A 23,598-nucleotide genomic window follows, 5' to 3' on the forward strand; every position below is an offset into this window, starting at 1 on the left:
GCCCGGTCCCATTCCGAACCCGGAAGCTAAGCCCTCCAGCGCCGATGGTACTGCACCCGAGAGAGTGTGGGAGAGTAGGACGCCGCCGGACAAACCTTCCTTCAGGGGCTCACCGAATTCTGTGAGCCCCTGAAGCGTTTCCTGGGCACGTTGCCTTTTTGAGCCGGCCCCGCTTGCTGCGGGGCCGGCTTTTTTTGTTTGTGCGCGATCCGTTGAGACCGGTCAGCCGCGGTGCTCCACCGCGGTCCGGAGCTCGAGCAGGGACTTGGCGGAGTCGGACACCGGGCTGTTGGAGAACAGGGCCACGCCCAGGGAGCCGTTGTCCGCCCAGCCGCACACCGTCAGGTCCGCGTCGTCCACCTTGGTCGTGCCGCAGCGCATGGTGCCGCCCAGGGCGCCGGCGTCGACGTCCTTGGTGTCGCGCACGCCGCCCTTGTCGTCGGTCAGCATGTCGAAGGCGGTCTTCAGGGTGTCCTCGGGCTTCCAGATGCGCGCGGTGCCGGCCACGAGGATCGCGTCCGTCTTGCCGTCGCGGTAGATGAGGCCGACGCTGTTGTCGAGGCTCACCTTGGAGGCGATGGCGTCGCGGATGTACTCGCTGGTCTGCTGGGCGCCGTCGCTCTTGTCGAGGGTGAAGGCGCCGACCTTCTCCGGGGACTTGATCTCGGTGTCGCTCTGGCCCAGCACGCGGAAGAAGGTGGGGCCGTAGAAGATCCCTGAGACCAGCACGGCCGCGGCCGCGACCGAGCCGGTGATGATCGCGATGCGCTTCAGGGGGACGCGGCTCGCCGGGGCCTCGGAGGCGTCATCGTCGTCGTCTTCGTAGTACAGACCGGCGGGACCGCCGTCGGGGTCGACCATCGGCGCACTGTAGCAACTCAGGCTCAACGGGCGGGGCCTAGTAGCGCGGCCGGGCGTCGAGCGGCGGAAGAGGGCGGAAACGCGACAGGGGCGCGTCGAGCGCCCCTGTCGTCGAAGTGCCAGCGGTGATCAGCTGCGGGTCTGGACCGCCTCGCGGATGTCGACGAAGCGGGTCGACGCGCCGCTGATGTCCTGGCCCATGAAGACGACCAGGCCCACGCTGCCGTGGTCGGCCCACACGCACATGCTCATCTTCAGGCTGTCCGAGCCCGAGCCGACGTTGTACTTGCTGCTCCCGCACTTCACCGTGCCGCCCAGCTTGCCCGCGGGGTAGTCGGTCGGCGGGGTCACCGTCGTGAAGCCGCTGCTGGTGCCGAAGCCCTTGAACGCGGAGTCGACCTCCGAGCCGGGGGAGAAGAACGTGCCCGTCGCGGCGACGAGGATGACCACGTTCGTCGGGTCGTCGTCCTTGGCCGCGGAGTACACCCCGGTCTCGATCTCGTCGATGTTGTCGATGCTGCCGCGCAGGTCGGACTCCATGCTCGACTTGAGCGCCTCCGACTGCTGGGTCTCCTGCTTGGTGAGGCCGCCCGGGAGCGTCGGCGGGGCGGTCACATGCGCGCCGGAGTCGCGGTAGATCGGGTACAGGGCGATGCACGCGATCAGCCCGCAGACCAGGAAGACGCCGCCGACGACGCTGAGGGTGATCTTCAGCCCCTTGCCCTTGCGGGGCGGCGGCGGGGGCGCGAAACCGGGGCCGGGCTGCTGGTACGCCGGCGGGTAGGCCGGCGCGGGCGGCTGCTGGTAAGGCGGCGGCTGACCATACGGCTGGGCCGAGACCGGATAGCCGGGGCCCGACACCGGATACTGCGGCTGCTGCGGCTGTGGTGGCGGCTGCTGCGGCGGATAGGGGCCCGGGTTGTTCACCGGCGGGGTTGTGCCGTACTCCGGAGCGAGGTCATACGAGATGGGCCGGAAGGGCTCGGAGCGCGGCTCGTCGTCCGGGTTCTGCGGCGGGTAGGTCACCGTCGATCAGTCTCCTGAGTGTAGGGGCAATGGCGAGCGTAGACCCCCTGCGCGACAGTTCTAGACTTTGCGTGTGACGGATACTCCACGCCCGGGGCAAGCAACCCCGGAGCTCTCGGCTCAGTATGCCCCTGGCGAGGTCGAGCAGCGGCGGTATGAGCAATGGGTAGCCGACGGTCTGTTCAAGGCGGACGCGGGAAGCGACAAGCCGCCGTTCTCGATCGTGCTCCCGCCGCCGAACGTCACCGGCTCCCTGCACATCGGCCACGCGCTCGACCACTCGGTCCAGGACGCGCTGACGCGGCGCAAACGGATGCAGGGGTACGAAACGCTCTGGCTGCCCGGCATGGACCACGCCGGCATCGCCACCCAGAACGTGGTGGAGCGGCAGCTGGCCGCCGACGGGCTGTCCCGGCACGACCTGGGCCGCGAGGCGTTCGTCGAGCGCGTGTGGCAGTGGAAGCAGGAGTCCGGCGGCAAGATCCTGGGGCAGATGACGCGGCTCGGGGACTCCGTGGACTGGAGCCGCGAGCGGTTCACCATGGACGCGGGCCTGTCGCGGGCCGTGCTGACGATCTTCAAGCGGCTCTTCGACGACGGGCTCATCTACCGGGCCGAGCGCATCATCAACTGGTGCCCGCGGTGCCTGACCGCGCTGAGTGACATCGAGGTCGAGCACTCCGACGACGACGGCGAGCTCGTGTCGATCCGCTACGGCGACGGCGAGAACGCGATCGTCGTGGCGACCACGCGCGCCGAGACGATGCTCGGCGACACGGCGGTCGCGGTGCACCCGGACGACGAGCGGTACCAGCACCTGATCGGCACCGAGGTCGAGCTGCCGCTGACCGGGCGGCGGATTCCGATCGTCGCGGACGCGCACGTCGACCCGGCGTTCGGCACCGGCGCGGTCAAGGTGACCCCGGCGCACGACCCGAACGACTTCGAGATCGGCCAGCGCCACGACCTGCCGAGCCTCACGATCATGGACGACCACGGCGTGATCACGGTGCACGGGCCGTTCCTGGGCCTGGACCGGTTCGAGGCGCGGCCGGCGGTCGTCGCGGCGCTGCGCGCGGAGGGCCGGATCGTCGCGGAGAAGCGGCCGTACATGCACGCGGTCGGGCACTGCTCGCGCTGCAACACGACGGTCGAGCCGCGGCTGTCGCTGCAGTGGTTCGTGCGCACCGAGCCGCTGGCCCGGGCCGCGGGCGACGCGGTGCGCGACGGGCGGGTGCGGGTCGAGCCGCCGGAGCTCACGAAGCGGTACTTCGGCTGGGTCGACAACATGCACGACTGGTGCATCTCGCGACAGCTGTGGTGGGGGCACCGGATTCCGGTGTGGTACGGCCCGAACGGCGAGGTCGTGTGCGTGGGCCCGGACGACGAGGTGCCGGCCGGCGACGGCTGGACCCAGGACGCCGACGTGCTCGACACTTGGTTCAGCTCGGCGCTGTGGCCGTTCTCGACGCTCGGCTGGCCCGACGAGACCCCGGACCTCGCGAAGTTCTATCCGACCAGCGTGCTCGTCACGGGGTACGACATCCTGTTCTTCTGGGTCGCCCGGATGATGATGTTCGGTCTGTACGCGATGGACGGGCGGCAGCCGTTCGACGTCGTGATGCTGCACGGCATGGTCCGCGACCAGTACGGCAAGAAGATGTCGAAGTCCTTCGGCAACGTCGTCGACCCGCTGGACTGGATCGAGCGGTTCGGCGCCGACGCGACCCGGTTCACGCTGCTGCGCGGGGCGAACCCGGGCGCGGATGTGCCGGTGAGCGAGGAGTGGGTGCAGGGCGCCCGCAACTTCGCCAACAAGCTGTGGAACGCGACGCGCTACGGGCTGGCCAACGGCGCCACCGTCGAGGGCGAACTGCCCACGGAGGACCTGAGCACCGTCGACCGCTGGATCCTGTCCCGGCTGCAGCACGTGATCGGCGAGGTCGACCAGCAGTTCGAGGCGTTCGAGCTGGCGAAGGTGTGTGACACGCTGTACCACTTCGCCTGGGACGACGTCTGCGACTGGTATCTGGAGCTGACCAAGCCGGTGCTGACCGGCGACGACGAGGCGGCCAAGGCGCGCACTCGCCGGGTGCTGGGGCACGTGCTGGAGAGCCTGCAGCGGCTCCTGCACCCGATCATGCCGTTCGTGACCGAGGAGCTGTGGACGACGCTCACCGGCCGGCCGACCGTGGTCCGCGCCGAGTGGCCGACGCCGGACAAGGAGCTCGCCGACGACTCGGCCGAGCGCGAGGTCGAGAACCTGCAGCGCGTCGTCACCGAGGTGCGCCGGTTCCGCGCCGACCAGGGTGTGAAGCCGGCGCAGCGGGTGGTGGCCCGGCTCGAGGGGCTGGCCGCGGCCGGGCTGGCCGCGCACGAGGGGCTGATGCGGTCCCTGGCGCGGCTTGACGCGGCCGGCGGGGACTTCGCGGCGACGGCGAAGCTGGCCGTCGGCGTGGGGGTCACCGTGGAGCTCGACACCCGGGGCGCGATCGACGTCGCGGCCGAGCGGGCCCGGCTCACGAAGGACCAGGCGGCGGCGGAGAAGGAGGCGGCGCAGTGCCGGGCCAAGCTCGGCAACCCGGCCTTCACCGGCAAGGCACCGGAGGCGGTGGTGGCCAAGATCCGGGAGCGGCTCGAGACCGCCGAGGCGGATCTGGCCCGGGTCGCGGCCCAGCTGGAAGCGTTGCAGTGACCGGTCCGGAGCGAAGCGGAGGGCCGGCATGACGCGTTTCACCGAGGTCGACCAGGAGCTGAACGCCCGCGGGTTCACCCGCATGGTGTTCGACCTGTCGCGCATCGAGGGGCTGCTCGACTCGCTCGGCAGCCCCCAGCGGGCGTTCCCGGCGATCCACCTGACCGGCACGAACGGCAAGACGTCGACGGCCCGGATGATCGACTCGCTGCTGCGGGCGCACGGGCTGCGGACGGGGCGGTACACGAGCCCGCACCTGCAGAGCATCACCGAGCGGATCAGCATCGAGGGCGAGCCGATCAGCGAGGAGAAGTTCGTCGAGGTGTACGAGGAGGTGGCGCCGCTGGCCGAGTACCTCGACGCCACCGCCGACGCCCCGCTGACGTACTTCGACATGACCACGGCGATGGCGTTCGCGGCGTTCGCCGACGCGCCCGTCGACGTGGCCGTGGTCGAGGTCGGCCTCGGCGGCGCGGACGACTCGACGAACGTGCTGCAGGCCCAGACCACGGTGATCACGCCGATCGGCCTCGACCACACCGAGTGGCTCGGGGACACGATCGAGGAGATCGCCTGGGCCAAGGCCGGGATCGTGCACAAGGGCTCGACGCTCATCTGCGCGCTGCAGCCCGAGGAGGCGATGCGGCCGATTCTGGAGCGCTGCGCCGAGGTCGGGGCGACCGTGGCCCGGGAGGGGCGCGAGTTCGGGGTGGTCAACCGTGATCTCGCCGTCGGCGGGCAGGCGCTCACGCTGCAGGGGCTCTCCGGGGTGTACGAGGGAATCTTCCTGCCCTTGCACGGTGAGCACCAGGCGCAGAACGCGGCCATCGCGCTGGCGGCGGTCGAGGCGTTCCTGGGCGCGGGCGCCGAGCGGGCGCTCAACGCCGAGTCGGTGCGCGACGGGTTCGCCGGGGCCACCTCGCCCGGTCGGCTGGAGCGGGTGCGCAACTCGCCGCCGATCCTGCTCGACGCGGCCCACAACGCGCACGGCATGCAGGCCACGGTCCGGGCGCTGACTGAGGAGTTCGCGTTCAGCGGGCTCGTCGCGGTCGTCGCGGCCCTCGCCGACAAGGACGTCGAGGGCATGCTGGAGCTGCTGGAGCCGATCACGGAGAGCATCGTGGTGACCCGCAACAGCTCGACCCGCGCGATGCCGCTCGCGCAGCTGGCGCAGATCGCCGAGGAGCTCTGGGGCGGGGATCGGGTGCGGGTCGTGCCGGACCTGCCGGACGCGATCGACGCGGCCGTCACGCTCGCCGAGAGCGACAACGCCGTGCCCGGCACCGTCGGGATTCTCGTCACCGGCTCGGTCGTGACCGTGGCCGACGCGCGCGGGCTGCTGAAGCGATGAGCTCGCCCGCCGGACTGAAGAACCCGGGCGCGGCCGTGCGGGGCGTCGGGGCCGCGGGCCTCGCCGTCGAGGGTGTCGTACTGCTGCTGGCGCTCCTCCCGCTCGCGAAGCTCGGCCACGGGAACACCACCGGGGCGATCTGGGTGTGCGCGGTGCTCGCGGTCGTGTGCTTCCTGCTGTGCGGGTTCATGAAGCGCACGTGGGCGTGGATCGCCGGGCTGGTCGTGCAGGTCGTGCTGCTCGCGGGCGGGTTCCTGCACTGGTCGCTGCTCGCGCTCGGGCTCGTGTTCGGGCCGGCCTGGCTGTACGCGCTCTACGTGCGCCGATCCGTCTACGCGAACAAGCCCGACTGATGCGCGCCAGCCGGCTCCTGTCGACGCTGCTGCTGTTGCAGACCCGGGGCCGGCTGACCGCGCAGCAGATCGCGGACGAGCTCGAGGTGTCGGTGCGCACGGTGTACCGCGATATCGAGGCCCTGTCCGCCTCGGGCGTGCCCGTGTACGCAGATCGTGGTCCGGCGGGCGGGTTCGCGCTGCTGGACGGGTACCGAACCAGTCTCACGGGGCTGACCAGCGATGAGGCGGCCGCGCTCTTCCTCGCCGGCAGCGGGGCGACGGCCGGGGATCTCGGGCTCGGGCCGATGCTCGACGCAGCGCGGCTCAAGCTGCTGGCGGCCCTGCCGGCCGAGCAGCGCACGATGGCCGGGCGCGTGCAGCAGCGCGTCCACGTCGACGCCCCGGGCTGGTTCCGCGATCCGGAGGCGCCGCCGCACCTCGACACGGTCGCGACGGCTGTCTGGGAGCAGCGCCGGATCCAGATGTCGTACCAGAAGTGGGACGGCGTTTCCGTGTCGCGCCTGGTCTCGCCGCTGGGGCTCGTGCTCAAGGGCACCGCGTGGTACGTGGTCGCGGTCGGCCGCTCGCGGACGAACGCCTATCGGGTCTCGCGGATCTCGTCGCTCGCCCTGACCGACGAGCACTTCACGCGCCCGGCCGACTTCGATCTTCGCCGGTACTGGCTGGAGTTCTCCGACCGGCTGCAGTCGACGCTCTATGCCGGGGGTTCGGCCACGGTGCGGCTGTCGCCTCGGGCGGTCTCGCTGTGGTTCCTGCTCGGGCCGGTCGCGGAACGGGCGCTGCGCGAGTCGGCCGTGGACTCGGGCGACGGCTGGGTGCGGGTGGACGTGCCGATCGAGTCGCTGGAGCACGCGCGGGTCGCCTTCGCGCGGTTCGGGCCGGACCTCGAGGTGGTCGCGCCGCCCGAACTGCGCTCGCTCATGATCGCCGACGCGGCCGCGCTGGGCCGGCTCTACTCAGCGTCTTAGCTCTCTCTCGCGCTCTGTTTCCGGCGTGCTGTTCAGCGTCGTAGCTGCCAGCGTGTGCTGCTCAGCGGCGTAGCTCCCAGCGTGTCAGGGCGATCGCGTGGCCGTCCGGGTCGCGGAAGGTCGCCGAGCACAGCTCCAGCTGCTCGCCCTGCGGCACCGTGCGGGGCCGGTGGACGAAGTCGACGCCCTGCTCGCGGAGGCGTTCGTAGGCGTCGTACACGTCCGGCACGTCGAGGTTCAGGTGCACCACGCGGCGGTCGACGGGCGGCATGTCGGCGACGCGGCGCAGCACGACCCGCGCGGTGCCGGTCTCGAGCACGGCGCTGGTCTCGCCGCTGTCGAGCTCGGTCAGGCCGAGGGTGTCGCGGTAGAAGCGGCGGGAGCGCTGCAGGTCGGACACGATGAGCGTGATGCTGACGCCGTTGACGCCGTCGAGGGGCGTGGTCTGCTGTCGGCGCGGGCCGGCGGCCAGGAACTCGGCCACGGCGCCCTCGCTGAGCGGCTGCTCCTCGAGCGCGTCGGCGTCCTCCTCGTCGCCGCGGCCGCTTCCGTTGTTGTGGTTGCTTCCGTTGCTTCCGTTGCTTCCGTTGCTTTCGTCGTCCGGCGGGAGGTAGTGCTCCGACGCGTACGGGTCGGGGGACACCGGCTCCTCGTCGTCGTCCTCGTCGGCGGGGGCGCGCAGGACGGGCGGGGCGCTGTAGAGGCCCTTGCCGTTGACCGACCACGCGGAGCCGGTGCGCTCCTCTTGGGTCTCGGCTTCCGCTTCTGGCTGGGTGCCTGCTTCGGGTCGGGTACCTGCTTCGGGTCGGGTGTCTGCTTCGGGTTGGGGGTCTGCCAGCTCGCCTTCGATGACGGGCGGATCGGCGTGCGTGCCGCGGGTCGGGGGGAGTTCGGACTCGCGGTCGGGGTAGTACGCGGCGGCGGGGCGCGGTTCGTCCGCGCTCGTCCACCACTCGACCTCGGGGTTAGCCTGCGGGGCGGGGACCATCGAGCCGGACTCCGGAATGGTGTACGCCCCCGGCTTTCCCTGCGGGTCCTCGGTCGTCCCCTCCGCCTCGGCGTCGACGGTCTCGGCCCAGAGCGGCCCGGTCCGCGTGTCCGGGGCTGCTTCGGGCTCGGCCTGCGTGGTGTCCAGGGCCGCTGCGGGCTCGGCCGGCTCGTCCGAGGTCGCGGGGATCGGCTCGGCCTGCGTGGTGTCCAGGACCGCCTGGGGCTCGGCCTGCTCGTCCGGGATCGCGGGGATCGGCTCGGCCTGTGTCGCCGCGAGGGCCTCGGGGAGCGCCGGTGGCTCCGGCGTGACCGGGCGGGTGCGTCCCGGGCGGCTGCGGCGGACCCGGTCGTGCGCGCCGGAGCGCGGGTGCGGGCTGGGGCGGCGGTGCTGGCTGCCGCCGGGGCGCGGGGTGGAGCGGAGCCGCATGATGATCGGCTCGTCCTCCTCGCCGATGACCGTCGGGCGGGTCTCGGTCGGCTCCGGCCAGGACTCCGCCGCGGCGGCCTCCTCGATCGTCTCCGACTCGGCCTCCGGCCCGGTCTTCGCCTCAGTCTTCGCCTCGGCCTCCGGCTCGGCCCCAGGCCCGGCCTTCGCCTCGGCCTCCGGCTCGGCCCCAGGCCCGGCCTTCGCCTCGGCTCCGGGCTCGGCCCCGGGCCCTATCTTCGGCTCGGCCCCTGGCTTGGCTCCCGGCCCGATCTTCGGTTCGGTCTTCGGTTCGGTCTTCGGCTCCGCGGTGCCGGTCTCGGGTTCGGCGGTGGCCGGCTGGGGGAAGGTCGTGGCCGCGCCCATCGGCTGATCGGTGCGGTGGGCCGGACCGCCGCCGCCCGCGGCGTGGCGGGGCTTGCTCTGGCGGGTCGGGAAGCCGAAGTAGCCGCGCAGCGACGGGCGGCCGGCCGCCGCGTCCGGGATCTGCTCGGCTTCGGCGGGAGCGGGCGGGGCGACCGTCGCCACCCGCGCGTCCGCGGTCTCGGCCTTGACCGGGGGGAGGTCGGTCAGCGTGGTCGAGTTGTCGGGCGGCAGGTAGGTGCCCGGGCGGCGGTAGGGCTCGTCGGGGTCGTAGATGTCCTGGCGGGCCTTGTCCAGCTGGGCGTTCAGGGCGCTGTAGTCGTCTTCGAGGTCGTCGGCCGGGCGGCGCTGCTCGGCGAGGACGACCTCCTGGTGCGTCTGGACGCGTTCCCACAGCACCGTGAACTTGCGCGGGGCGCCCTTGAGCACCTGCACGGGCAGGGTCGCGCCGCGCTCCGGCCACTTCTCGATCGGGATGGCGGGGTCGGTGCCGCTGACGGTCACGCCCCGGATGCCGGTCGCGGTGATGGTGAGCTTCAGCCGGCCGCGGGCCGAGCGCCCCTCCTGGGTCGGGCGGGCCGTGATCTCTTCGACGACGGCGGTGCCTTGGACGTACAGCCGGACCTTGTTGCGATTGTTGACGACAGCGATCATCACCGGGCCGGCCAGGGCCACGATCACGCCGAGCGCGATGACGAGCGGGCTCGACATGCCCAGGCCGCAGAAAGCCAGGAACCCGCCGATCACCACCATCAACAGGATGACCAGGTTCCGGCTGTCGCTCGATGACGCACGGTTGCTGGACGGCAAGTCGACCTCCCCAGACGACTGACACCAGGCTATGCCTGATCATTACCGAAACGGAAGTCTCCGGCACGCTGGCGGGGCCGGGCACAATCCGGGTATTTCTGCGCCGTCGTTGATCGGATGCCAACGACATTCGCCGAGGTCGATCGTATGAAATCGGCCCGGAGCGATTTCCGGTAACCCGGCGGTTCAGTCGGGCGGCGTCGTCCACAGGGCCGAGATCGGCAGGGCGCCGAGGCCGTCGCCGAAGCTGAGGGGCTCGGTGCCGCAGTACAGGACGAAGCCCGCACGGTAGCGCTCGCCCAGCCGGCGCTGGAGCAGCCGCAGCCCGCGGAAGTCCTCGGCCCGGACGGTCTCGGCCGCCTTCACCTCGATCGCGACCACGTTGCCGGCGTTGTCCTCGAGGACGGCGTCGACCTCGTACTGGTCGCGGTCGCGGTAGTGGAACAGGCGGATCGAGCTGCGCGCCCAGGTCAGCTGGCGGGCCAGTTCGCTCACCACGAAGTTCTCGATCAGGCCGCCCTCGGGCATGCCGCCGGTCGCGCCGGTGGACAGGAACCCGGCGAGGCCGGGGTCGACGAAGACGACCTTCGGGGTGGCCACCGTCCGGGTCGTGGCGTTCGCGGACCAGGCCGGGATCAGGCGGACCAGGTAGATGGTCTCGAGGATCTCGACGTATCGCCGGACCGTCGGCGCGGACAGGCTCAGCTCGCCGGCGAGCCGGTTCACGTTGAGCAGGCCCGCGGTCTGGGCGGCCAGCAGCGACACGAGCCGCCGCATGTCGCCGGCCTTCTCGATGTCGGCGACCTGTTTCACGTCGCGGGTGATGACGTCGTCGAGGTAGCCCTCGAAGAAGCGCTCGCGCCGGCGGGGAGTCTCGCGGCGCACGGCCTCGGGGTATCCGCCGCGCAGGGCCCGGGCCAGGCCGTCGCGGCGGGAGAAGCCCGGGGCCTCGGAGGCCGCCGCGGTGAGCTCGGGGCCGAGCCGGAACGCGGCGTCGACGAACCCGTCGGGGGCACCGTCGATCTCGCCCTGGGAGAGCGGCCAGAGCTCGATCGTCTCGGAGCGGCCGGGCAGGGCGTCGGGCACGCTCTGCAGGGCGAGGAGGCGGGCGGAGCCGGTGAGCAGCAGCCGCCCGGGGCGGGGGTCGCGGTCCACGACGTGCTTGATGGCCAGCCAGAGGTCGGGCACGCGCTGGACCTCGTCGATGAGCATGAGCCCCTCGTGCTGGACGAAGCGGATCGGGTCGGCCTGGGCGGCCGTACGCGTGCCGGGATTGTCCAGGAAGCGCGCGACGCCGCCGGGGTGCTGGCGCAGGACGAGCTCGGCGAGGGTGCTCTTGCCGACCTGGCGGGCGCCGTTGAGGACGACCACGCGGGTGTCTTCGAGGGCCTCGAGGACCAGGTCGGCGGCGTGGCGGGGCAGGTATTCGGCGGCTCGGCGCACGGGTTCAGACTACCGGTCGGCCTTCGATCTGCCGACGCGGGCGCTTTCGATCTGCCGATGGGGTGGCTTTAGATCTGCCGAAGGGTTGGGTTTCGATCTGCCGACGATGGCCGCACCGATCTGCCGACGATGGCCGCACCGATTTGCCGCGAGCGCCGCCCTGACTCCGGCTCCGGCCCCAGCTCAGGCGTCCGGCTCCGCGGCCGCGATCTGGTCGGGCCGCTTCGGCGCGTACCGCCCGACATACTCCTGCCCGGTCAGCTGCTGAATCGCGTTCATGAGCTTCAACGTGACCTCCCGCAGCGCGCGGCTGTCCACCTCGCCGCCGCCCTGCCACTGGCTCAGGTCGAGCGGCTCGCCGATGCGCACCTCGACCTTGGGGCCGAGCTTCGGCAGCCTGGCGCCCACAGGCATGACCTGGTCGAATCCCATCAGGCCGACCGGGATGATCGGGGCCGGCGCGTCCAGGGCCAGCTTGGCCACGCCGGGGCGGCCGCGGTACAGGCGGCCGTCGGTCGAGCGTGTCCCCTCCGGGAAGATGCCGAGCACGTGGCCGGCGCGCAGGACGGGCAGGGCGGCGTCCAGGGCCAGGAGGCTGGCTCGGCCGCCGGAGCGGTCGACCGGGATCTGGTTCAGGCCGTACATGATGTTGCGCAGGGCCGCGCCCTTGAGGCCGGGGCCGCGGAAGTACTGGTCCTTGGCCAGGAAGTACACATTGCGCGGGGCGATGGCGCCCATCATCACCGAGTCGAGCACCGACTGGTGGTTGCTGGCGAGGATCGCTGGGCCGGTCTTCGGCACGTTGTCGAGGCCGATGATTTTGGGGTGCCAGAGAATCCGGACCGTCGGTGCCACGGTCATCTTGCCGACCGCATAAAGCGCGGACAAATGCCCTCCACCAGGCTCAACTCGACGCTGCCGCACACTCTAACGGCCGGTCGCGGCAATGGCAGCCGGGCGGGTCACATGGTGGGCAACACCACCCGGCGAAGGGTGAGCCGTCCGGTCGATGATGTGAGCCGCGACGAGGTTCGGATTTCGCGACGCTTCGGCCCGGCCCCGCGCCCCGGGCCGTCGAGGGCGATCCGGGCGAGGAATCCGGCGCCGGCGCAGCCCGGGCGGACCGGGGGTTAGGAGGCGACGAGGACCAGGGCGGTCGCGGCCAGGCCGAGGCCCGCGAGCTGGATCGGGCGCAGGCGCTCGCGGTCGACGAGCATGGCCAGCAGGACGGTCGAGACCGGGTACAGGGCGGCGATCGGCGCGATGATGCTCAGGTCGCCGCGGGTCACGGCGAGGACGTACAGCGCGTTGGCGCTCATGTCGAGCAGCCCGGCGGACACCAGCCAGCGCCGCGACGAAGGGTCCAGCCGCAGGCCGTTGCGGCGCAGGCGGAGCAGGGCGAACGGGGCGCCGAGCGCGATCGCGGCGACCTGGGCGCCCGCGATCGGCCACAGGCCCGCGTCGTCGCCGGCCCTCGACAGGCACGTGAAGAACAGGCCGAACGCGGCGCCGGAGAGCAGGGCCAGGGCGACGAGCCTGCCGGTGACCGGGCCGCCGGTGCCGCCCGCGGCGCTCACCAGGCCGATCGCGGCGATCGCGCAGGCGGCGCCGGCCAGGGCCAGGGTGCCGGGGCGCTCGCCCGCGGCCAGCCCGAACGCGACGGGGATGAGGGCGGTGGTCACGGCGCTGATGGGGGCGACGATCGCCATCGCGCCGCCGGCCAGCGCGCGGTAGAAGACGAACATGCCCAGGACGCCTAGGACGCCCGCGGCCGCGCCCCAGCCGATGGCCCGGGCGTGCAGGACGCCGGGAACGAGGAGGAGATAGAGGGCGACCGCGGGCAGGCTGACGGCCTTCGAGATCACCACGACCAGCAGGGAGTCGGCGCGCTGGCTGGCCTTGCCGCCGGAGAAGTCGCCGACGCCCCAGATCAGCCCGGACAGGACGGCGAGCGCGATGCCGATCATGCGAGTTGCTCGATGGTCGCCGACTCCGCGTCCAGCAGGGAGATCAGGCGCTCGGCCGCCGGTCGCAGGTCGATGTCGAGGCCTTCGAGGAGGAACACGGCCGAGGTCGTCGCCTCGGTCAGGGCGGTGCGGCGGCCCTGGCGCCAGTTCCAGCGGCGGCAGGTCACGCCGATGTCGTCGCGCCAGATGACCTCACCGGGTTTCGGGGGCTCGTCGGCCGGAGCTCCGTCGAAGGGCTCGTCGCCGGCCGCACGGACCAGGCGCTCGGTGCCCACGAGGGCCGCGCGGTCCTCGCCGCCGATGGGCACGGCGAAGCGGATGCTGACGGCGTTGTACGCGTCGACGATCCGGTTCACCGAGGGCACATCGCCCTTGGCCGCCCGCTTGCGCAACGCCTCCGCGGAGCACGGGGTGCGCTGGGGCTTGGCGCCGAATGCGCGGTACACGTCCCGCCACGCCTCCAGGTGGGGGTGCGGCGCGCTCAGGTCGCCCGCGGCCGCGACGGCGTCGTGCAGCAGTGCGGGATCGCCGGGTCCGTTGCGCAGCCCGTCGGCGAGGACCGCGAGCACGGTAGCCTCGTGCCCCACGGAACGGCACAGGTCGAGAACGTCATCGGCAACGGCGAACATGCCGCTAGTCGTACCACAATAATGACCGTGAAGGAAAATATGTTGACCGACCGCGAGCGGGACGCCCAGCTGGCGATCGCGCGTCAGGTGAAGGGCCTTCGCCAGGGCAGACGCTGGTCGCTGGACGAGCTCGCCAGCCGCTCAGGTGTGAGCAAGGGCATGCTCGTGCAGATCGAGGGCGCCCGCACGAACCCGAGCATCGGCACCTTGTGCCGGGTCGCGGAGTCGTTCGGGGTGAGCATCGGGCGGCTGCTGGAGGCCGAGCCCGAGCCCGTCGTGAAGATCGTCGGGGCCGAGGAGCCCGCGGTGCTGTGGCGCGGCCCGGACGGCGGCACCGGGCGGCTGCTGCGGGGCGTCAACGATCCCGCGTTCGTCGAGGTCTGGGACTGGCGGATGGCGCCGGGGGAGGAGCACGACTCCGGCGACCACACGCCGCGCACGCGGGAGATCATCCACGTCCACGCCGGCGAGCTCGAAACGGAGATCGACGGGACGGCCTACCGGGTGACGGTGGGGGAGACCATCGACTTCCAGGCCGACCGCCCCCACCGGTACCGCAACAGCGGCCCGGTGGAGGCGGTCCTCACGATGGTCGTCGTCATGCCCCAGGGAGAGCACGACCGACGGGCGTGACGGTCACCTTGACGGCCTCGCCCTCGCCGACCTCGCCCGCGAAGCCGTCGATGAGCGTGCCCAGCGAGACCGAGTTGGCCAGCGTCTCACCGGCCACGAACGAGTCGTGCACGGCCAGGGCGGACGCCACCGACTCGGGGCCGTCGACCACGACCACGATCCGGTCCGACACGTTGAGGTCGGCGTCGCGGCGGGCCTGCTGGATGACCCGGACCAGGTCGCGGGCCACGCCCTCGGCCGACAGTTCCGGCGTGACGGTGCTGTCGAGCACGACCACGCCCTCGCCGCCGGGCAGCGGCGCGGACTGGGTCGGGTCGGCGGCGACGAGCTTGAGGTCGTACTCGCCCTCGCTCAGCTCCACCCCGCCCGCCGTCACGACCCCGCCGGCCTGGCTCCAGTCGCCGGCCTTGACCGCCTTGATCACCTGCTGGACCTGGCCGCCGAGGCGCGGGCCGAGCACCCGCGGCACCAGCGTCAGCACCGGCGTGCAGTGCGCGGCCACGTCCGCGGTGAACTCGACCGTCTTCACGTTGACCTCGTCGGCGACGAGCGCGGCGAACGGGCGCAGCGCCTCGGCGTCCGGCGTGGCCACGGTCAGCGTCGACAGCGGCAGCCGCACCCGCAGCCCGCGGGCCTTGCGCAGCGACAGCGCGGCCGAGCACACCTCGCGCACCGCGTCCATGTCGGCCACGAGCCTGTGGTCGGCCGGGAAGTCCTCCGCGGCCGGCCAGTCCGTCAGGTGTACCGACCGCTCGCCCGTCAGCCCGCGGAAGATCTCCTCCGCGGTCAGCGGGGCGAGCGGCGCGACGACCTGGGCCAGCGTGGTGAGCACGGTGAACAGCGTGTCGAACGCGTCGTGGTCGCCGGACCAGAAGCGGTCCCGGGACCGGCGGACGTACCAGTTGGTGAGCGCGTCGAGGTAGGCCCGCACCGTGCCGCAGGCGCCGGAGATGTCGTACGCGTCCAGCTGCCGCCCGACCGTGGCCACCAGCTCGCCGGTCTTGGCCAGCACGTACCGGTCGAGCAGGTCGGCGCTGTCGGTCCGGCGCCGAGCGGTGTACCCGTCCGCGTTGGCGTAGAGGGAGAAGAAGTAGTACACGTTCCACAGCGGCAGCAGCACGTGGCGGACCGAGTCGCGGATGCCCGGCTCCGTCACCGGCATGTCCCCGCCGCGCAGCACCGGCGAGGAGACCAGGAACCAGCGCATGGCGTCGGAGCCGTACTCGTCGAACACCCGGTACACGTCCGGGTAGTTGCGCAGGCTCTTGGACATCTTGCGCCCGTCCTCGCCGAGCAGGATGCCGTGGGACACGCAGTTGTTGAACGCGGGCCGGTCGAACAGCGCCGTGGCCAGCACGTGCATGGTGTAGAACCAGCCGCGGGTCTGGCCGATGTACTCCACGATGAAGTCGCCCGGGTAGTGGTGCTCGAACCAGTCGGCGTTCTCGAACGGGTAGTGCACCTGGGCGAACGGCATCGAGCCGGACTCGAACCAGCAGTCCAGCACCTCGGGCACGCGGCGCATGACGGACTGCCCGGTCGGGTCGTCCGGGTTGGGCCGGGTCAGGTTGTCGATCTCGGGCCGGTGCAGGTCGCCCGGGCGCACGCCGAAGTCGCGCTCGAGCTCGTCCAGCGAGCCGTACACGTCCACGCGCGGGTACTGCGGGTCGTCGGACTTCCACACCGGGATCGGCGAGCCCCAGAACCGGTTGCGGCTGATCGACCAGTCGCGGGCGTTGGCCAGCCACTTGCCGAACGAGCCCTCCTTGATGTGCTCGGGTGTCCAGGTGATCTGCTGGTTGAGCTCCACCATCCGGTCGCGGAACGCGGTGACCTGCACGAACCAGGACGAGACGGCCTTGTAGACCAGCGGCGTGTCGCAGCGCCAGCAGTGCGGGTAGGAGTGCGTGTAGCTGTCGTGGCGCACGACGACGCCGGCCGCCTTGAGGTCGCGGATCACCGGCTTGTTGGCCTCGAAGACCTGCAGGCCCTGGTAGTCCGGGACCAGCGAGGTGAACCGGGTGTGCTCGTCGACGGTGACGACGGTCGGGATGCCCACCGTGGCGCACGCGTTCTGGTCGTCCTCGCCGAAGGCCGGCGCCATGTGCACGACGCCGGTGCCGTCCTCGGTGGTGACGAAGTCGGCCCCGATCACCTGGAACGCGTTCGGGGTGTCCGCGAGGAAGCCGAAGAGGGGGGTGTACCGCCGGCCGACGAGCTCGGCCCCGGAGACCGACCCGACCCGGGTGGCGCCTGCCAGCTCCTTCTCGTAGGCGCCGAGGCGGGACTCGGCCAGGATGTACCGCTGCCCGTCCTCCTCGAAGAGGGCGTACTCGATCTCGGGCCCGACCGCGATGGCCAGATTGGAGGGCAGCGTCCACGGGGTCGTCGTCCAGACCAGGATCTTCTCGCCGGTCTCCAGCGTGAAGGCCACGGTCAGCGCGGGGTCCTGCCGGTCGCGGTAGACGTCCTCGTCCATGCGCAGCTCGGTGTTGGACAGCGGCGTCTCGCAGCGCCAGCAGTAGGCCAGCACCCGGAAGCCCTCGTAGACCAGGCCCTTGTCGTGCAGGGTCTTGAAGGCCCACATGACGCTCTCCATGTAGGGCAGGTCGAGCGTCTTGTAGTCGTTGGCGAAGTCGACCCAGCGGGCCTGGCGGGTGACGTACCGCTCCCACTCGCTGGTGTAGCGCAGCACGGACTCCTTGGTGGCCGCGTTGAACTTGTCCACGCCGAGCTGGAGGATCTCGGCCTTCGTGGTGATCCCGAGCTGCTTCTCGGCCTCGACCTCGGCCGGCATGCCGTGGCAGTCCCAGCCGAAGCGGCGCTCGACGCGGAAGCCCTTCATGGACTTGTACCGCGGGACGACGTCCTTCGCGTAGCCGGTCAGCAGGTGCCCGTAGTGGGGCAGGCCGTTGGCGAACGGGGGCCCGTCGTAGAACACGAACTCGTTCGAGCCGTTGTCGCCCGCGGAGCGCTGGTCCACCGAGGCCTGGAACGTCTCGTCCCCGGACCAGTAGTCCAGGACCTCGCGCTCGACTTCGGGGAGGTTCGGGCTCGCGGGGACGCCGGTGCCCGTGCGGTGCATCGGGTAGGCCATCGGTGGTCGCTCTCCTCGCGTGGTCGGTGTCGCATCCACGCGGGGACGAACCCTCGGGTCCGCGGTACCACCCCGCTTGCCGCCGGGGTCGTGCGTTCGGCGGCCGCTCGTTGGCCGGCTGTGACGGGCCGGTGTCCGTCCGGTTCTACTGGGCTGCCGGGGCGGCCGTTCTTCCGGAGGCTCGCCGGTGATGGCCGGGTCAAAGCCTGTACACCGAGGATAGCGCGACACGGAATCGGGTATTCGAGGGAGCCTTAGCAAATAGTAAAGAAACCTTGACATTAAATTCCGGTGCGTGGAACGTGGAGGAACACGTCGACGCCCATCGACGTCACCCCCATCTGGAGTGCCCATGCGTCCACGCCATGTCACCCTGCTCGCAGGGGCCGGCGCGGCGGTCCTGACCCTCGCCGGGGTCCTGATCGCGTTGCCCGCCTCCGCCGCCGAGCTGCTCACCAACCCCGGCTTCGAGTCCGGTTCCGCCTCCGGCTGGACCTGCGAGTCCGCGTCGGTCACGTCCGGGGCCGCGCACTCGGGCTCCTACAAGCTCGCCGGCACGCCCGGCGGCACGACCGCCCAGTGCTCGCAGACGATCTCGGTCCAGCCGAACACGAAGTACACCCTGTCGGGCTGGGTCAACGGCTCCTACGTCTTCATCGGCGTGACCGGCGGGGTCGACGCCAGCACCTGGACCCCGGGCACCAGCGGCTACCAGCAGCTGTCGGTCGCCTTCACCACGGGCGCGAGCCAGACCACGGCGAGCGTCTACGTGCACGGCTGGTACGGCCAGCCCGCCTACACCGCCGACGACTTCTCGGTGAACGGCCCCGGCGGCAACCCGACCACGGTCGGCCCGACGACGCCGTCCCCGTCCAAGTCGCCCTCGGCCTCGGCCTCGCCGTCGAAGTCGCCCTCGAGCTCGCCGTCGGCCTCGAAGTCGCCGAGCAGCTCGCCGTCGACGTCGCCGAGCACCCCGACCGGGTCGCTGCCCAAGCACTTCCTGACCGGGTACTGGCAGAACTTCGTCAACCCGGCGACGCCGCTGCGGCTGCGGGACGTGCCCAGCGAGTACGACCTCATCGACGTGGCGTTCGCGGAGGCCGGCTCGCAGCCCGGCTCGCTCACGTACGCGGCCGACTCCGGCCTGTCCAGCGCGCTCGGCGGCTACTCCGACGCGGACCAGAAGGCGGACATCGCGACCCTGCACTCGCGGGGCAAGAAGGTCATCCTCTCCGTTGGCGGCGAGACCGGCCGGGTCAGCGTCGGGGACTCGGCGTCGGCCACGAACTTCGCCAACACCGCCTACGCGCTGATGCAGCAGTACGGCTTCGACGGCATCGACATCGACCTCGAGAACGGGCTGAACCCGACCTACATGGCGCAGGCCCTGCGCGCCCTGCGGGCCAAGGCCGGCGCGAACCTCATCATCACGATGGCGCCGCAGACGATCGACATGCAGTCCACGGGCAGCAGCTACTTCGCCCTCGCCCTGTCGATCAAGGACATCCTGACCGTCGTTTACACGCAGTACTACAACTCCGGCAGCATGCTCGGCTGCGACCAGATGCAGGCGTACTCGCAGGGCACGGTCAACTTCATCACCGCCCTCGCGTGCATCCAGCTGGAGAACGGCCTGCGCCCCGACCAGGTGGCCCTGGGCCTGCCGGCGGGCACGGGCGCGGCCGGCGGCGGCGTGGTCTCCCCGTCCGTGGTCAACCAGGCCCTCGACTGCCTCGCGGTCGGCACGAACTGCGGAACTTTCAAGCCGCCGCACACCTACCCGGGCATCCGCGGCGCGATGACCTGGTCGATCAACTGGGACGTGAAGAACGGCAACGGCTTCGCGAAGACGGTGAAGCCGCACCTGGCGACACTGCCGTAAGGACTTTCCTCCACCAACAGGCAGCCCCGGGGGGATCGGGTGTTCCCAGCGCCCGTCCCCCGGGGCTGTTCTAGTTGTCGCGGGTGACGATCGCCGCGCGGATGCTCTGCATCGAGCGGGAGGCCTCGTCGACGGTCTTGCCGGCGAAGACCGCGATCGCGATCACCCCGTGATCGGCCCAGCCGCACACGGTGGCCGAGCGCCCGTCGAGGCGGGACGCGGCGCAGCGCTGCTCGCCGCCGAGCATCCCCGGGTCGACCTCGCGCACGTTCTGCACCTGGATCTTCGTGCCCAGCTTGCGCAGGCTGGCCTCGAGGTCGCGCGACGGGTTCGTGATGAACCGGGTGGCCCCGAACACGATGATCTTCGCCTTGCCGTCGGTCGTGTCCTGGTACGCCACCGTGAACCCGGACTCGTCCAGGTGATCGGAGGTCAGCGCGGTCTGCAGCTGCTCGGCCGTCTTCTTCGTGCCGGCGTCGTTGAGCCGGTTCAGCCCGGCCACGCCCGCGTCGACGTTCACCGAGGCCGGATACTGCACCCACCACGGCCGCGCCCACGCGTAGGAGCCGCCGCAGCAGCCCGCGCACAGCACGAGCAGGAACAGCATCACCCACGGCCACTTGCGACGCCGGCGGCGCCACTGCGGCGGGGGCGGGAACGGGCCGGGGCGGTAGCCGGGCGGCAGCGGACCGTAACCGGGCGGGACCACGGGGACATAGCGGATCTCGGGGGGCTGTTGCCGGGCGGGCGCGGCCGGGAGATCCAGGGTGCGCGGCACCGGCGGCATCTGGCGGGTCTCCGGCTGGGCCGGGAGGTCGAGCGTGTCCTCCCACTGGCGGCGCCGGCGGGACCCGTCCGACGGCACGGAGGCGGAGCCGACCCACGTGGGGGAGGCCGGCTGCCGCTGGCTCGGCGACTCGTCCGGCGGTTGTGTCACAACTCGAAGGCTAACGACCCCGCGCACGCCGCGCAGAGTTCGCTGTTCGCGGCTAACGTCGGGATCGTGCTGGGTCTACCGGATCATGTGACCGCGTGCCTGTTCGATCTCGACGGTGTGCTGACCCCGACGGCGGTGGTGCACAACAAGGCCTGGACCGCGACCTTCAACGAGTTCCTCAAGACCAGGGGCCTGCGGGAGTTCGACCCGGTCCACGACTACAACGACTATGTGGACGGCAAGCCCCGCGAGGCCGGCGTGCGGGACTTCCTGACGTCCCGGGGCATCTCGCTGCCCGAGGGCACCCCCGACGACTCGCCGGATGAACAGACCGTGAACGGGCTGGGCAACCGCAAGAACGAGCTGCTGCTGAAGCTGCTCGAGCAGGGCGGGCTCCAACCGTATCCGTCCTCGGTGACCTACCTGGAGCGCGCACAGGCGGCCGGACTGCGCCGGGCGGTCGTGAGCTCCAGCGCCAACACGCTGCAGGTCATCACGTCGACGGGGCTGGCGCCGATGCTGGAGGCCCGGGTCGACGGGGTGACGATCCGCGAGCGCGGGCTCAGGGGCAAGCCGGCCCCGGACACGTTCCTGGAGGCGGCGCGCGAGCTGGGCGTCGAGCCCGTCCGGGCCGCCGTGTTCGAGGACGCCCTCGCGGGAGTCGCGGCCGGCCGGGCCGGCGGGTTCTTCGTGGTGGGCATCGACCGGATCGGCGGCGAGCACGGCGAGGACCTGCGCCGAAGCGGTGCCGACGTGGTCGTACGAGACCTGGGCGAGCTGCTGGGGGAGCAGTCATGAGCGCCTTTCCCGTCGAGCCGTGGGCCGTGCGTGAGACCAGCCTCGACATCAACGCGCTGGGCCAGACCGAGTCGCTGTTCTCCCTGGCCAACGGCCACGTGGGGCTGCGCGGCAACCTGGACGAGGGCGAGCCCTACGGCCTGCCCGGCACCTACCTGAACTCCTTCTACGAGGAGCGCCCGCTGCCCTACGCCGAGGCCGGGTACGGCTTCCCGGAGGAGGGGCAGACGATCCTCAACGTCACCAACGGCAAGGTCTTCCGGCTGCTGGTCGACGACGAGCCGTTCGACGTGCGGTACGGGCGGCTGCACGGCCACGAGCGGGTGCTCGACCTGCGCGCCGGCACCCTGCTGCGCGACGTCGACTGGTCCTCGCCCGCCGGCCAGCGGATCAAGGTGCGCACGGTCCGGCTGGTCTCGCTGGAGCAGCGCTCGGTCGCCGCGTTCCTCTACGAGGTCGAGCCGGTCGACCAGCCGGCCCGGGTCATCGTGCAGTCCGAGCTGGTGGCCAACGAGGAGGTGCCGACGCCGAGCAAGGACCCGCGGGTCTCCGCCGTGCTCGGGCACGCGCTGGTCGCGGAGGGGCAGTACGCCCGCGACCTCAACGCCCAGCTGTTGCACCGCACCAACGCCAGCCGCCTGCGCCTCGGCGCCGAGATGGACCACGAGGTCACCGCACCCGTCCCGGTGCGCACGCAGACCGAGACCACCGAGGACTGGGCCCGCACCACGTTCGCCTGCGAGCTGAAGCCCGGCCAGCGGCTGCGGATCGTGAAGTACCTCGCCTACGGCTGGTCCAGCCAGCGCTCCCAGCAGGCGATCCGCGACCAGGTGCACGGCGCCGTGGCCGGGGCCATGCTCGGCGGCTGGGACGGGCTGGTCAAGGCCCAGCGGACCTACCTGGACCAGTTCTGGACCCAGGCCGACGTGGAGGTCGACGGCGACGCGGAGATCCAGCAGGCGGTCCGCTTCGCGCTGTTCCACCTCATGCAGGCCGGGGCGCGCGCCGAGGCCCGCCCGATCGCGGCGAAGGGGCTCACCGGGCGCGGCTACGACGGGCACGTCTTCTGGGACACCGAGTGCTTCGTGCTGCCGGTGCTGACGTACACCCACCCTCAGGTGGCCCGCGACGGGCTGCGATGGCGCCACGACACGCTCGACCTGGCCCGCGACCGGGCCCGGCAGCTGGGGCTCAAGGGCGCCACCTTCCCGTGGCGGACCATCCGCGGCCAGGAGTGCTCGGCCTACTGGCCGGCCGGGACCGCCGGGTTCCACGTCAACGCCGACATCGCCGCGGCCGTGGTGCGCTACGTGCAGGCGACCGGCGACACCCGCTTCGAGGCCGACCTGGGGCTGGAACTGCTGGTCGAGACCGCCCGGCTGTGGCGCTCGCTCGGCCACCACGACCGCCACGGCGTGTTCCACATCGACGGGGTGACCGGGCCGGACGAGTATTCGGCCATCGCCGACGACAACATCTACACGAACCTCATGGCGCAGCAGAACCTGCGCTCGGCGGCCGACGCGGCGGAGCGGCACCCGGAGAAGGCCCGCGAGTTCGGGGTCGACGACGAGGAGATCTCCTCGTGGCGCGACGCGGCGGAGAAGGTGCACCTGCCCTACGACCACGACCTCGGCGTGCACCAGCAGTCGGTGAACTTCACCCTGCACCAGGAGTGGGACTTCGCGAGCACGCCGGCCGAGCACTACCCGCTGCTGCTGCACTACCCGTACTTCGACCTGTACCGCCGCCAGGTGGTCAAGCAGGCCGACCTCGTGCTGGCGATGCACTGGCGCGGCGACGCGTTCACGCGGGAGGAGAAGGCCCGCAACTTCTACTACTACGACGAGCGCACGGTCCGTGACTCCTCGCTGTCGGCGTGCACCCAGGCGGTCATGGCGGCCGAGGTCGGGCACACCGAGCTCGCCTACGACTACCTGGGCGAGGCGGCCTTCGTCGACCTCTACGACCTGCAGCACAACGCGGGCGACGGCCTGCACATGGCCTCGCTGGCCGGCACCTGGCTGGCGATCGTGGCCGGCTTCGGCGGCATGCGCGACTACGGCGGGGAGCTGTCGTTCGTGCCCCGGCTGCCCGCGCGGATCGAGCGGCTCAAGTTCGCGCTCACCGTCCACGGCGACGTGCTGCGGGTGGAGGTCGAGCACGGGCGGGCGACGTACTCGGTGGACGAGGGCGAGGTCGCACTGCGCCACCACGGCAAGGAGGTGTCGGTGAAGGCGGGCGAGCCCATCACGCTGCCCATTCCCGACCCGCACCCCGGCACGCCGGCCCCGAAACAGCCCCGCGGGCGGGCACCCCACCGGCGGCAGCGAGAGGAACAGGTTCCCGGGTAGGTACTCTGGTATTC

At 71.6% G+C, this 23,598-nt stretch carries 17 protein-coding genes and 1 rRNA gene; 9 read left to right on the plus strand and 9 right to left on the minus strand.

Annotated elements, in window-relative coordinates:
- A 5S ribosomal RNA gene (gene rrf / locus ABT369_RS37175) occupies window positions 1-91 on the plus strand; the annotation flags it as partial.
- A gap of 131 nt (window positions 92-222) precedes the next feature.
- On the opposite strand, the gene ABT369_RS37180 is transcribed toward rrf, so the two are convergent.
- A complete protein-coding gene (locus tag ABT369_RS37180; RefSeq protein ID WP_350619392.1) occupies window positions 223-861 on the minus strand; it encodes a hypothetical protein in 639 nt (212 codons plus the stop codon).
- 129 nt (window positions 862-990) lie between these two features.
- Window positions 991-1,887 (minus strand): hypothetical protein, encoded by an 897-nt coding sequence (locus ABT369_RS37185; protein WP_350619394.1) that lies wholly within the window; start codon window positions 1,885-1,887, stop codon window positions 991-993.
- 73 nt (window positions 1,888-1,960) lie between these two features.
- Here ABT369_RS37185 and ABT369_RS37190 point away from each other — a divergent pair, with 73 nt between their 5' ends.
- The 4 genes from ABT369_RS37190 to ABT369_RS37205 are packed head-to-tail and all read left to right on the plus strand — an operon-like array spanning window position 1,961 to window position 7,257.
- Window positions 1,961-4,582, plus strand: coding sequence for a valine--tRNA ligase (locus ABT369_RS37190; RefSeq protein ID WP_350619396.1), 2,622 nt, complete (start codon window positions 1,961-1,963; stop codon window positions 4,580-4,582).
- A gap of 28 nt (window positions 4,583-4,610) precedes the next feature.
- A complete protein-coding gene (locus tag ABT369_RS37195; RefSeq protein WP_350619398.1) occupies window positions 4,611-5,933 on the plus strand; it encodes a bifunctional folylpolyglutamate synthase/dihydrofolate synthase in 1,323 nt (440 codons plus the stop codon).
- Window positions 5,930-6,286 (plus strand): DUF4233 domain-containing protein, encoded by a 357-nt coding sequence (locus ABT369_RS37200; RefSeq protein WP_350619400.1) that lies wholly within the window; start codon window positions 5,930-5,932, stop codon window positions 6,284-6,286. The genes ABT369_RS37195 and ABT369_RS37200 overlap by 4 nt, the downstream gene beginning before the upstream one ends.
- Window positions 6,286-7,257, plus strand: coding sequence for a helix-turn-helix transcriptional regulator (locus tag ABT369_RS37205; RefSeq protein ID WP_350619402.1), 972 nt, complete (start codon window positions 6,286-6,288; stop codon window positions 7,255-7,257). Before ABT369_RS37200 ends, ABT369_RS37205 begins: the two co-directional genes overlap by 1 nt.
- Window positions 7,258-7,318: 61 nt before the next feature.
- Here the strand turns inward: ABT369_RS37205 and ABT369_RS37210 are convergent, their stop codons facing one another.
- The 5 genes from ABT369_RS37210 to ABT369_RS37230 all read right to left on the minus strand — a co-directional run bounded on the left by ABT369_RS37210 (window position 7,319) and on the right by ABT369_RS37230 (window position 13,883).
- A complete protein-coding gene (locus tag ABT369_RS37210; RefSeq protein WP_350619404.1) occupies window positions 7,319-9,844 on the minus strand; it encodes a VOC family protein in 2,526 nt (841 codons plus the stop codon).
- 186 nt (window positions 9,845-10,030) lie between these two features.
- On the minus strand, window positions 10,031-11,287 hold the full coding sequence (locus ABT369_RS37215) for an ATP-binding protein (protein WP_350619406.1): 1,257 nt from the start codon (window positions 11,285-11,287) through the stop codon (window positions 10,031-10,033).
- Window positions 11,288-11,470: 183 nt separating this feature from the next.
- On the minus strand, window positions 11,471-12,175 hold the full coding sequence (locus tag ABT369_RS37220; protein WP_350619408.1) for a lysophospholipid acyltransferase family protein: 705 nt from the start codon (window positions 12,173-12,175) through the stop codon (window positions 11,471-11,473).
- Between the two features lie 242 nt (window positions 12,176-12,417).
- Entirely contained in the window at window positions 12,418-13,254 is an 837-nt protein-coding gene (locus ABT369_RS37225; RefSeq protein ID WP_350619409.1) for an EamA family transporter, read from the minus strand.
- Window positions 13,251-13,883 (minus strand): B3/B4 domain-containing protein, encoded by a 633-nt coding sequence (locus ABT369_RS37230; protein WP_350619411.1) that lies wholly within the window; start codon window positions 13,881-13,883, stop codon window positions 13,251-13,253. The genes ABT369_RS37225 and ABT369_RS37230 overlap by 4 nt, the downstream gene beginning before the upstream one ends.
- 27 nt (window positions 13,884-13,910) lie before the next feature.
- Between ABT369_RS37230 and ABT369_RS37235 the strand changes: the two genes are divergently transcribed.
- Window positions 13,911-14,516 (plus strand): helix-turn-helix domain-containing protein, encoded by a 606-nt coding sequence (locus ABT369_RS37235; RefSeq protein ID WP_350619413.1) that lies wholly within the window; start codon window positions 13,911-13,913, stop codon window positions 14,514-14,516.
- On the opposite strand, the gene ileS is transcribed toward ABT369_RS37235, so the two are convergent.
- A complete protein-coding gene (ileS, locus tag ABT369_RS37240) occupies window positions 14,482-17,613 on the minus strand; it encodes an isoleucine--tRNA ligase (protein WP_350619415.1) in 3,132 nt (1,043 codons plus the stop codon). The genes ABT369_RS37235 and ileS overlap by 35 nt on opposite strands.
- 352 nt (window positions 17,614-17,965) lie before the next feature.
- Between ileS and ABT369_RS37245 the strand changes: the two genes are divergently transcribed.
- The gene (locus ABT369_RS37245) at window positions 17,966-19,495 is read left to right on the plus strand and encodes a chitinase (protein WP_350619417.1); all 1,530 of its coding nucleotides are present in this window, start codon (window positions 17,966-17,968) and stop codon (window positions 19,493-19,495) included.
- Window positions 19,496-19,565: 70 nt separating this feature from the next.
- Here ABT369_RS37245 and ABT369_RS37250 read toward each other — a convergent pair whose 3' ends face one another.
- On the minus strand, window positions 19,566-20,432 hold the full coding sequence (locus ABT369_RS37250; protein WP_350619419.1) for a hypothetical protein: 867 nt from the start codon (window positions 20,430-20,432) through the stop codon (window positions 19,566-19,568).
- Between the two features lie 66 nt (window positions 20,433-20,498).
- On the opposite strand from ABT369_RS37250, the gene ABT369_RS37255 reads away from it, so the two are divergent.
- The gene (locus tag ABT369_RS37255) at window positions 20,499-21,230 is read left to right on the plus strand and encodes a beta-phosphoglucomutase family hydrolase (protein ID WP_350619420.1); all 732 of its coding nucleotides are present in this window, start codon (window positions 20,499-20,501) and stop codon (window positions 21,228-21,230) included.
- On the plus strand, window positions 21,227-23,584 hold the full coding sequence (locus ABT369_RS37260; RefSeq protein WP_350619422.1) for a glycoside hydrolase family 65 protein: 2,358 nt from the start codon (window positions 21,227-21,229) through the stop codon (window positions 23,582-23,584). Before ABT369_RS37255 ends, ABT369_RS37260 begins: the two co-directional genes overlap by 4 nt.
- Window positions 23,585-23,598: the final 14 nt, after the last annotated feature.

Origin of the sequence: Dactylosporangium sp. NPDC000244 (genome assembly GCF_040300725.1) — a bacterium.
In the GTDB taxonomy this organism is placed as follows: domain Bacteria; phylum Actinomycetota; class Actinomycetes; order Mycobacteriales; family Micromonosporaceae; genus Dactylosporangium.